Origin of the sequence: Streptomyces lienomycini, assembly GCF_027947595.1 — a bacterium.
Taxonomy (GTDB): Bacteria; Actinomycetota; Actinomycetes; order Streptomycetales; family Streptomycetaceae; genus Streptomyces; species Streptomyces lienomycini.
Genome location: NZ_CP116257.1, coordinates 5,380,538 through 5,391,759, shown reverse-complemented (window position 1 = coordinate 5,391,759; position 11,222 = coordinate 5,380,538). Strand labels below are relative to the sequence as shown.

At 74.4% G+C, this 11,222-nt stretch carries 7 protein-coding genes; 6 read left to right on the top strand and 1 reads right to left on the bottom strand.

Translation table 11 applies throughout. The annotated features are described in order from the left end of the window. The first annotated feature begins 47 nt into the window (after positions 1 to 47). From BJ961_RS24530 to BJ961_RS24505, 6 genes are all read left to right on the top strand, one after another. Positions 48 to 875 (top strand): MetQ/NlpA family ABC transporter substrate-binding protein, encoded by an 828-nt coding sequence (locus BJ961_RS24530; RefSeq protein WP_271414958.1) that lies wholly within the window; start codon positions 48 to 50, stop codon positions 873 to 875. A gap of 170 nt (positions 876 to 1,045) precedes the next feature. Then, the gene (locus BJ961_RS24525) at positions 1,046 to 1,684 is read left to right on the top strand and encodes a GNAT family N-acetyltransferase (protein ID WP_271414957.1); all 639 of its coding nucleotides are present in this window, start codon (positions 1,046 to 1,048) and stop codon (positions 1,682 to 1,684) included. A gap of 118 nt (positions 1,685 to 1,802) precedes the next feature. Next, a complete protein-coding gene (gene cbiE, locus BJ961_RS24520; protein WP_271414956.1) occupies positions 1,803 to 3,029 on the top strand; it encodes a precorrin-6y C5,15-methyltransferase (decarboxylating) subunit CbiE in 1,227 nt (408 codons plus the stop codon). 372 nt (positions 3,030 to 3,401) lie between these two features. Further along, on the top strand, positions 3,402 to 7,010 hold the full coding sequence (gene cobT, locus BJ961_RS24515; protein WP_271414955.1) for a nicotinate-nucleotide--dimethylbenzimidazole phosphoribosyltransferase: 3,609 nt from the start codon (positions 3,402 to 3,404) through the stop codon (positions 7,008 to 7,010). Positions 7,011 to 7,238: 228 nt separating this feature from the next. Then, the gene (gene cobA, locus BJ961_RS24510; RefSeq protein WP_271414954.1) at positions 7,239 to 8,471 is read left to right on the top strand and encodes a uroporphyrinogen-III C-methyltransferase; all 1,233 of its coding nucleotides are present in this window, start codon (positions 7,239 to 7,241) and stop codon (positions 8,469 to 8,471) included. 1 nt (position 8,472) lies between these two features. Next, positions 8,473 to 9,294: a TrmH family RNA methyltransferase gene (locus tag BJ961_RS24505; protein WP_271414953.1), complete on the top strand. Its 822-nt coding sequence runs from the start codon at positions 8,473 to 8,475 to the stop codon at positions 9,292 to 9,294. A 110-nt stretch (positions 9,295 to 9,404) separates the two neighbouring features. Here BJ961_RS24505 and BJ961_RS24500 read toward each other — a convergent pair whose 3' ends face one another. After that, on the bottom strand, positions 9,405 to 10,820 hold the full coding sequence (locus tag BJ961_RS24500; protein ID WP_271414952.1) for a serine/threonine-protein kinase: 1,416 nt from the start codon (positions 10,818 to 10,820) through the stop codon (positions 9,405 to 9,407). Between the last annotated feature and the right edge of the window lie 402 nt (positions 10,821 to 11,222).

Sequence of the window (11,222 nt, the reverse complement as noted above, 5' to 3'; positions counted from 1 at the left end):
GTCCTCACCCGGCACGGGGTCGCACCACCTCAGGAAAGGCACTTTTCGTGCGCAACACCGCCAGGATCACCACCGCCGTCCTCGCCGCCGGAGCCCTCACCCTCGGCCTGAGTGCCTGCGGCTCGGACAAGGACTCCGCCTCCGACACCTCCGGCCCGCTGATCGTCGCCGCGAGCCCCACCCCGCACGCCGAGATCCTCGACTACGTCAAGGACAACCTGGCGAAGGACGCGGGCCTCGACCTCGAGGTCAAGGAGTTCACCGACTACGTCACGCCGAACACGGCGACCGAGGACGGGTCCGTCGGCGCCAACTACTTCCAGACCCAGCCGTACCTCGACGACTTCAACAAGAAGAACGGCACCCACATCGTGTCCGTCGTCGACGTGCACCTGGAGCCGCTCGGCCTCTACTCCCACAAGGTGAAGAAGGCCGACGACCTGAAGAACGGCGCGACCGTCGCCGTCCCCAACGACACCGTCAACGAGGGCCGCGCGCTGCAACTGCTCGCCGCCAACAAGATCATCACCCTCAAGGACGGCGTCGGAACCTCGGCCACCCCCGCGGACATCACCGAGAACCCGAAGAAGCTCGAGTTCAAGGAGTTGGAGGCGGCCCAGACCCCGCGCTCCCTGGCCGACGTGGACGCGGCGGTCGTCAACGGCAACTACGCCATCGAGGCCGACCTGAAGCCCGCCGAGGACGCCCTCGTCCTGGAGAGCGCCAAGGGCAACCCGAACAGCAACCTCCTCGCCGTCAAGGAGGGCCGGGAGGACGACCCGCGCGTCAAGAAGCTCGCGAAGCTCCTCAACTCGCCCGAGGTGAAGAAGTTCATCCAGGACACGTACGCCGGCGCCGTCCTGCCGTCCTTCTGAGCCTCCGTCCGAGGCGGCACCCGGCTCGCCCACCGGGCCGAACCCCGCGTCACCCACCGGGTCCGCTCCGTGCTCACGGGGCGGACCCGGTGGTGTGGTCGCGTGCTTTCATGCTGCATGCTGGGCAGTTCGAGCAGGCCCTGACGGTTACCCAGGTTATGGAGCGGCGCATGACGAGCACCTTCCCCAACATCTCCATCAGCACGGAGCGGTTGGTGCTGCGCCCCCTCGACGAGGACGACGTCCCGGCGCTGACCGCGATGATGAACGACGAGCAGGTCGCCGCCTGGACCCACGTCCCCCAGCCCTTCACCGAGGACGACGCCGCCACCTGGATCGGCGACTACGCACCCCGCGAACGCACGGCGGGCCGGGGACTCGACCTCGCCGTCACCGAGTTCCTCACCCAGCGACTGGTCGGCATCATCCAGCTGACCAAGACCAACTGGCACGTACGGTCCACCGAACTGTCCTACATAGTCGCGCCCTGGGCCCGCGGCGAGGGGTACGCCTCCGAGGCGGCCCTCGCCACCGCCCAGTGGCTCTTCGGCGACCAGAAGTTCGAACGCCTCGAACTGCGCACCGCGGCCGACAACACCGCCTCCCAGCAGGTCGCCCAGAAGATCGGCTGCATCAGCGAGGGCGTCCTGCGCGGCGCCTGCATCGCGCGCGCACGCACCGACGACGGGGTCTGGACGGACGTACGCACCGACTTCATCGTGTGGAGCCTGCTGCCCGAGGATCTCGAAGGCGCCGCCGGGCCCCTGACCGACAGCGACGGTTTCACCACCTTCACGGACTGGAACTGATACACGAGGGCGTCCGGCGCCGTCGCCCCGTGGCCAGGCCGCACCAGGTACCCTCACGGGGCGTGCCCGCGAACGGTTCCCCGACCACGACCTGCGACAACCCTGGAGACTGAGGACGATGGCCGACCGGGTCACGGTGATCGGCTGGGACGGTTCGCCGCTGACCGCCGCGGCACGCTCCGCACTGGGTGCCGCCACGCTCGTGGCCGGTGCCGCCCACCACCTGGCACTTCCCGAGGTACCCCCCGCCGCCGAACGCATCCGCCTCGGCAGCGTCGCCCTCGCCGCCCGCCGCCTCGCCGCCCACCGCGGCACCACGGTCGTGCTGGCCGACGGCGACCCCGGCTTCTTCGGCGTCGTACGCACCCTGCGGGCCCCCGAGTTCGGCCTGGAGGTCGAGGTCGTCCCCGCCGTCTCCTCCGTGGCCGCCGCCTTCGCCCGCGCCGGCATGCCCTGGGACGACGCACACGTGGTCGTCGCCCACCCCCGCACCCTGCGACGCGCGGTGAACGTGTGCCGGGCCCACACCAAGGTCGCGGTCCTCACCTCACCGGGCGCCGGACCGGCCGAACTCGGCCTGCTGATGGAGGGCATCCACCGCACCTTCGTCATCTGCGAGGAACTCGGCACCACCCGCGAACGGGTCACCGTCGTCACCTCCGACAAGGCAGCCGACCACACCTGGCGCGACCCGAACGTCGTCATCGTGGCCGGCGGCAGCGCGGCCCCGGCCACCACGGGCGACGGCACCGGCTGGGTCGCGGGACGGGACCCCGCCACCGGACCGCGCGGCTGGTCCCTGCCCGCCGCGGCGTACGGCGGTGAACTGGGCGAGGGCGAGACCGACCTGCTCCGCACGGCCCAACTCGCCCGGCTCGGACCGCGCCTCGGCGACCTCGTGTGGGACATCGGCTGCGGCAGCGGCGCCTTCGCCACCGAGGCCGCCCGCGGCGGCGCCGCCGTCATCGCGGTCGACCGCGACCCGGACGCCTGCGCCCGCACCGAGGCCACGGCACGGCACTTCGGCGTACAGCTCCAGACCGTGCGCGGCAGTGCCCCGCACATCCTGGAGAACCTCCCCGAACCGGACGTCGTACGCGTCGGCGGCGGGGGAGCGGCCGTGGTCTCCGCGGTCGCCGACCGCCGCCCGCAGCGCATCGTCGCGCACGCCGCCACCCGCGACGCGGCCGAACTCGTCGGCAGGGACCTGACGGAGCACGGATACCGCGTCGAGTGCGCCCTGCTGCAGTCCGTCGGGCTCGACACCCGGGCCTGGACGGAGACGGAGCGGAGCGTCGCGTTCCTGCTCAGCGGAGAGATCGTGCGGCGCGAATCACCTCGCTGACGACCGCCGACGACCGCGCCCCGTGATCGGTTCGTCATACCGCGCGGGGTAGGCTGGCGGATTGTTGTACCGCATGCGGACACCCGGCAGTTCGTCGGTCGATGTCCGTAAAAACCCGCTCCTTCCGGGGCGGGTGTGGTACGGCAGAACCGGAGGACGCGCAACGTGGCGCAGTCCACAGTGGGCCGTCGCGGATCAAGCTGTCGTGGCGGGGGAACGACCGGGACAATGCCACTCAATGGCTTTGTCGTCTTTTCCCGCGGGTCGTTCGTGCCGCTGGGCACGCACGCTCGTTCTTCACTACGGGCGGTCGGTGCGCCGTCCCGGGCGAGCTGGTCGTAGAAGCACTAACCGATGGGCGAGGGGTTACGCATGACCGACACCGGCCAGATCCCGGGCGAGGGGCTGCCGGAGAACGCAGGCATGGTGGAGCAGCCGGGCGTCCCCGTACCCGGCGCTTACACCTACCTCTCCGAGGCCACAGCCGAGGACGAGGACCTGTTGTTGCTGCCGGGAGCCCAGAGTGCCTGGGGCAACGAGGTCGCGCCGCCGGCGCCGGAGCCGGTCGTGGAGACCGTGCACCAGCCGGGCCCGCACGAGATGTCCGGCCGTGACAGCGGCTCGGTCGACCTCGGCGGTGTCCGCCTGCCCGAGCCGGCGCAGGACGCCGCGCCCGCCCAGGTCCCCCCGCGCAGGCCCCTGCACCTCGGCCCGCCCATCCCCGACACCTCCGCCAGCCCGGTCCGTTCCCTGGCCGACCGCGGCCCCGCCGACGCGCCCGTACGCCACCCCGGCCCGCCCACCGCGGGCCCCGAGTACCTCGACGTGCCGCAGGCCACCGCGATGCCTCCGCAGGCGGCGGCTCCCTGGGGCGCGCAGCCGGCACCGCGGGCCCAGGAGGCCCCGGCGAGCACCGGAGCGGGGCATGCGGAAACGGTTGCTCCGGTACCGGAACAGGCGGCCGAGCCGGTGGGCGCCGCCCAGGCGCTCGTCACCCGCGTGGCGACGGAGGCCGTGGCCGCGACGGGCGTGCCGACCGGAGGCGCCGGGGAGTCCGGCGAACCGGACGGGGAACCCGCGCCGCCGTCCCCACAGGTCGCCGCCCCCGCGGAGGAGGCCGCACCGGCTCCGGAAGCGGCCGCCGCGGCACCCGTGGCCGAACCCGCACACGAGGGCCAGGACCTCGCGGAGACCGTGGAGGCCCACGAGGCCCCCGGAGTCGACGAGACCGCGCAGGAACCCGAGTCCCCCGAGCAGTCGGAGCCGGTCGAGGCTCCGCTCGGAGCACCGGCAGAGGAAGCCGAAGCGCTCGAAGAGCCCTTGGCCGACGCCGCCGAGGCGCCCGAGCCCGAACACGTCCAGACGCCGGACGCGCCCCCGGCCGCCGCGGAACCGGAAGACACTGCTCCGGAAGCCGCCGCCACCGAAGCCCCGGCCCCCGAGGCCGCGGAACCCGCGCCGGCCCCGGCACCGGAGGCCGCGGAGCAGCCCGTACCGGTGCGGGACGAGGACGCCCAGCCGCAGCCGGAGGCCCAGCCCGTACCGCAGGCCGTGGCTTCCCAGCCGGACGTCCACGCCGTACCGCAGGCTGTCGCCGGGCCCGCCGCCGAGGTCCGGTCCGCGACCGAGCCGCAGGCCGACGCCCACCCCGATGCCGAGCACCTCCCGGCCTCGCACGCACCGCAGCCCGCTCAGGGCCCCCAGTCCCTCGTGGACGCCGACGTACCGCCGGAAGCGGCCGTGGCCGACAGCGCGCCGGAGCCCGTGGCGGCCGACACGCCTCCCGAGGGCACCGCCGTACCGCAGGCGCACCCCGACCGTTCGGTGGCCGGGTTCACGCCGGTCGACGGAGGGCAGGTGCCCACCGCCCCGCACCTCGCGCCCACGCCGCCCGAGGCCGTCCCGGTCCCGCGCGAGGCCCCGGCGCCGGAGCCCGTCGTCACGCAACCGGTGGCCCCCGGACCGGTGGTGGCCCCGCACCCGGTGGCCGAGGCCCCCGAGGCCCCGGTACCGGCGCCGCGCGAGTCCGAGCCCGCACTCGTACAGAACGCCGACGACCTGGACACCCGCGGCGCCGGCCAGGAAGACGAGGCCGCGGTGCCGGAACCGGCCGCGGCACACGAGGAGCCCGCGCCCGGCGAGGAGACCGCGCCCCAGGAAGAGACCGGGGAAGACCCGCACGACCTGAGCACGGCCACGGCCGAGGCCGAGGTCGCGACCGAGGTCGCGGAGGCACCGCGACCCACCGGCCCGGCGGCCCCCGCCTACGACGACGCCGAGCGCGAGGCCGTACTGAAGGTCATGCGCGAGCGCCGGGACATCCGCAACGGCTTCCGCGGCGACCCCATTCCGCACGAGGTGCTGCTCCGTGTCCTGGAGGCCGCGCACACCGCGCCCTCCGTGGGCCACTCGCAGCCCTGGGACTTCGTCGTCATCCGCTCCGCCGACACCCGGCGCGCGATGCACGAACTGGCGACGCGTCAGCGCGACGCGTACGCCAAGTCGCTGCCCAAGGGCCGGGCCAAGCAGTTCAAGGAACTGAAGATCGAGGCCATCCTCGACACCCCCGTCAACATCGTCGTCACCGCCGACCCGACCCGCGGCGGCCGGCACACCCTCGGCCGCCACACGCAGCCGCAGATGGCGCCGTACTCCTCCGCGCTCGCCGTCGAGAACCTCTGGCTCGCCGCCCGCGCCGAGGGCCTCGGCGTCGGCTGGGTCAGCTTCTTCGACGAGCGCGAGATGGTCCGCGCCCTCGGCCTGCCCGAGCACCTGGACATCGTCGCCTACCTGTGCGTCGGCTACGTCGACGAGTTCCCGGACGAGCCCGAGCTGATGCAGGCCGGCTGGTCCAAGCGCCGCCCGCTGTCCTGGGTGGTCCACGAGGAGACGTACGGCCGCCGCGCCCTGCCCGGCGAGGCGCCGCACGACCTGCTCGCCGAGACCGTCGCCCAGATCCGCCCGCTGGACGCCAAGGCGCTCGGCGAGGCCTGGGAGCGGCAGAAGCGCATGACCAAGCCGGCCGGTGCGCTCGGCATGCTGGAGATCATCTCCGCGCAGCTGTCCGGGCTGTCCCGGCAGTGCCCGCCGCCCATCCCGGAGCCCGCGGCCGTCGCGGTCTTCGCCGGCGACCACGGCGTGCACGCCCAGGGCGTCACCCCCTGGCCGCAGGAGGTCACCGCCCAGATGGTGGCCAACTTCCTGGGCGGGGGAGCGGTCTGCAACGCCTTCGCCACCCAGGTCGGCGCCGAGGTCTGCGTCGTGGACGTCGGGGTCGCCACCGACCTGCCCGCCACGCCGGGCCTGCTGCCGCGCAAGGTCCGCGCGGGCACGTCCGACATGACGACCGGCCTCGCGATGACCCGCGAGGAGGCCAAGCAGGCCATCGAGGTCGGCATCGAGACCGCCCGCGACCTGGTGGCGGCCGGCAACAAGGCGCTGCTCACCGGCGAGATGGGCATCGCGAACACCACCGCGTCCGCCGCGCTCATCTCCGTCTTCACCGGCGCCGACCCGGCCGAGGTCACCGGCCGCGGCACCGGCATCAACGACGAGACGCTGGTCCGCAAGACCGAGGTCGTCCGCCGCGCCCTCGAACTCCACCAGCCGGACCCGGCCGACCCGATCGGCGTCCTCGCGGCGATCGGCGGGTTCGAGCACGCGGCCATGGTCGGTCTGCTCCTCGGCGGCGCCTCCCTGCGCACCCCGGTGATCCTGGACGGCGTCAGCGCGGGTGCCGCCGCCCTGGTGGCCCGCGCGATCGCCCCCGAGGTCCTGGCGGCCTGCATCGCCGGTCACCGCAGCGCCGAGCCCGGCCATGTCGCCGCGCTCAACAAGCTCGGCCTGCGCCCGCTGGTCGACCTCGACCTCCGCCTCGGCGAGGGCACCGGCGCCCTGCTCGCGCTCCCGATGGTGCAGAGCACGGCACGGGCCATGCACGAGGTGGCGACGTTCGACTCGGCGGGCGTCACCGAGAAGTAACCCGCGGCGGGGGAGGAGCGGCACGGCACGAATCCGTCGCCGCCGCTCCGCCCCCACCACGGGCTCGGCCCGCCGTCCGGCATCCGGACCGTCCCGCCGTATGCCGGACGCCTCTCGTGCCGCCCCCACACGTCTCCTAGAATCCGCACGTATCCCCACGTCAGCCACGTCAGGGCCGCTCCAGAGCCGCAGCGCCCGCCGCACCGCCAGGACGAGGAGCCCACCCTCATGGCCGAACACCCCGCCTACCCCGTAGGCCTCCGCCTCACCGGCCGTCGCGTGGTCGTCCTCGGCGGCGGCCAGGTCGCCCAGCGCCGCCTGCCCGCGCTCATCGCGGCGGGCGCCGACATCCGCCTCGTCTCCCCCGAGGCCACCCCGTCCGTCGAGGCCATGGCGGACGCGGGCGAGATCACCTGGGAGCGGCGCCCGTACGCGGAAGGCGACCTCGCGGACGCCTGGTACGCCCTCATCGCCACCAACGACACCGAGGCCAACACCGCCGCGTCCGCCGAGGGCGAGCGGCACCACGTGTGGTGCGTCCGCTCCGACGACGCGGACCTGGCTACGGCCTGGACCCCGGCGACCGGCCACAGCGAGGGCGTCACCGTCGCCGTGCTCACCACCGACGCGCGCCACCGCGACCCCCGCCACACCGCCGCCATCCGCGACGCGGTGGTGGAGGGCCTGCGCGACGGCACCCTCGTCGCCCCGCACCGGCGCACCCGTACGCCCGGCGTCGCCCTGGTCGGCGGCGGCCCCGGCGACCCCGACCTGATCACCGTCCGCGGGCGCCGCCTGCTCGCCGAGGCCGACGTCGTCATCGCCGACCGGCTCGGCCCGCGCGACCTGCTCGCCGAACTGCCGCCGCACGTCGAGGTCATCGACGCGGCGAAGATCCCGTACGGCCGTTTCATGGCCCAGGAGGCCATCAACAACGCGCTGATCGAGCACGCCGAGCAGGGCAAGGCGGTCGTACGGCTGAAGGGCGGCGACCCGTTCGTCTTCGGCCGGGGCATGGAGGAGGCGCGGGCACTGGCCGAGGCGGGCATCGCCTGCACCGTCGTCCCCGGCATCTCCAGCTCGATCTCGGTCCCCGGTGCGGCCGGCATCCCGGTCACCCACCGGGGCGTCGCCCACGAGTTCACCGTGGTCAGCGGGCACGTCGCCCCCGACGACGCGCGTTCCCTGGTCGACTGGCCGTCCCTCGCGAAGCTGACCGGCACGCTCGTGATCCTCATGGGCGTCGACAAGATCGGCCGGATCGCCGAGACCCTCGTCGCGCACGGCAGGTCCCCCGGCACCCCGGTCGCCCTCGTCCAGGAGGGCACCACGGCCGCCCAGCGCCGGGTGGACGCGACCCTCTCCACCGTCGCGGAGGTGGTCGTCGCCGAGGAGGTCAGGCCGCCCGCCGTCATCGTCGTCGGCGAGGTCGTCGCCGTCGGACCGCACGGGACGGTGTGACGTGGCCGACCTCGTCACGATCGACGACCCCGACGACCCGCGCCTGCACGACTACACCGGCCTCACCGACGTCGAGCTGCGCCGCCGGCGCGAACCCGCAGAGGGCCTCTTCATCGCCGAGGGCGAGAAGGTCATCAGACGGGCCGGCGAGGCGGGCTACGCGATGCGCTCGATGCTGCTGTCCGCCAAGTGGGTCGACACCATGCGCGACATCATCGACGAGGCACCCGCCCCGGTGTACGTCGTCGACCCGGCGCTCGCCGAACGCGTCACCGGCTACCACGTGCACCGCGGCGCGCTCGCCTCCATGGCCCGCAAGCCCCTGCCCACGGCCGCCGCCCTCCTCACGCGTGCCCGTCGCGTCGTCGTCATGGAGTCGGTCAACGACCACACCAACATCGGCGCGATCTTCCGCTCCGCCGCCGCGCTCGGCATGGACGCGGTCCTGCTCTCCCCGGACTGCGCCGACCCCCTCTACCGGCGCAGCGTCAAGGTCTCGATGGGCGCGGTCTTCTCCGTGCCGTACGCCCGCCTCGACGTCTGGCCGGCCGGTCTGTCGACGGTCCGCGAGGCGGGCTTCACCCTCCTCGCCCTCACCCCCGACGAGCGGGCCGAGTCCCTCGACGCGGTGGCCCCGCACCGCATGGACCGGGCGGCCCTCATGCTGGGCGCCGAGGGCAGCGGCCTGTCCCGGCGGGCCCTGGAGGCCTCCGACACGTGGGTCCGCATCCCCATGTCCCACGGCGTCGACTCCCTGAACGTGGGAGCGGCGGCGGCGGTCGCCTTCTACGCGGTGACCGCGGGACGCCCCACGGCGCCCTGAGCCCCGCCGGGCGGTGACCCTCGCCGGGCAACTGGCCCGTACGGGCCCCTCGGCGCGACGGCGAGATGGCGCGGCGGTCAGCGCGGCCAGGGTGTTTCCGCGGCCGGGGACTACAGTCCGGGCGCCCGCTCTTCCGGGACGCCGCCCGTCGCCTCCGCCTGTTCCCACCGCTGCGCCGCCCGTACGCCGTCCCGCTCGTCGCCGAGCCCGCGCGACGGCCCCTGGCAGCCCTGTGCGGCGGCGATGCCCAGCGCGACCAGCAGCGTCACCACCACGAACACGAACAGACGCTGCCGCAGCAGCCGCGGATTGGCGGGCCGCCGCCATCCGGTCCTCGTGGTCCTCGGCGCCGGACGTCCGGCCCCGCTGCGAGGCCCGGGCCGCCCCCCGCCGTTGGTACGCGAGGTGTTCCGGCCGTTGCCGTTGCCGTGCCCGTCGCGGGGGGCGGGCGTGGGCCGGGACGCGGACCGGCCTCCGGTGCCGCTGTTGCGAGAGGGTCCGCCCCCGCGCGACGGAGTGGCGCCCCGGGGAGCCGGCCCCCGCGACCCCGAGGTGTGCCTCGAAGCGCCGGTGCCCTGCGGACCCGGCCGGCCCTGCGGACGCCGCTGGGCACGCTCCGGGTAGGTGTCGGCGAGCCGCCCCGTGGGCACGTCCGCCTCACCGCTGCGCGGCGCGGGCGGCCGCACGTCGGGCATGCCCTGGGCCTCGCGGGCCGCGATCTCCTTGAGCCGCAACGACAACTGCAGGGTGCTGGGCCGCTCCTCGGGGTCCTTGGCCAGGCACGCCCGCACCAGCGGGGCCAACGCGTCCGGCACCCCGTGCAGCTGGGCCTCCTCGTGCACCACGCGGTAGAGCATCACCTCGGAACTGCCGTGCCCGAAGGGCGAGTCGCCCATCGACGCGTACGCCAGCGTGGCCCCGAGCGAGAACACGTCCGTGGCCGGGGTGACCGCCGCCCCGCGCACCTGCTCGGGCGCGAGGAACCCGGGGGAGCCGACCGCCGTGCCGACATGAGTGAGCGTGGAGGCGCCGGTGGCCCAGGCGATGCCGAAGTCGATGATCCGCGGCCCCTTCGGGGACAGCAGGATGTTGGACGGCTTCAGGTCCCGGTGCACCACCCCGGCCTCGTGCACGGCGACCAGGCCCTCCGACAGGGCAGCGCCCACGGCCGCGACATCGGCCGCGACGAGCGGCCCCCCGTCGACGACCTTGTCGTGCAGGGAGGGGCCGGGCACGTACTGCGTGGCGAACCAGGGGCGGTCCGCCTCCAGGTCCGCGGCGACCAGCCGGGCGGTGCAGCCGCCCCGGATGCGCCGGGCCGCCGAGACCTCACGCGCGAACCGCGACCGGAACTCCTGGTCCTCGGCCAGGTCGGGCCGGATGACCTTCAGCGCGACCCGCTGCCCCTTCTTGTCGGAGCCCAGGTAGACCACGCCCATCCCACCCGCGCCGAGCCGCCTGTGAAGCCTGAACGAGCCGACGACGCGCGGGTCCTCGCGCCTCAGGCGCATCATCGCCATGTTCATCCCCGCTGCCCGGTCCCTGTGACGAGCCACAGCTTACGTTTCCCCGGCCGCCCGCGCGCAGAGGCCGCGCCCTCTCGCGACGACGGATTGTCAGTACCGGGGGCGAGAGTTGAGGGTCGGTCAGCGTCCCGACGGACCGCGCGGCCGTGCTCCGGCCCTGATCCCAACCGGCAGCCGGGACGCGGTGATTGGGCCGAGGGAGGGTGACCGGAAGGGGACGGCCGGGGCGCCCCGGGACGTTCCGCCCACCGGAGGCGCGGCGGCCGGCGCGGTGGGGTGCGGGGCGGACACGGGGGCGTGCGGGAAGACGGCCGAAGTGAGGGAAGTCACCGGACACCACGGAGATACCGGGGCACGGTGGGCACCCTGTCCGGGAAGACCCCGAGACCCGTGAGCCGGTCT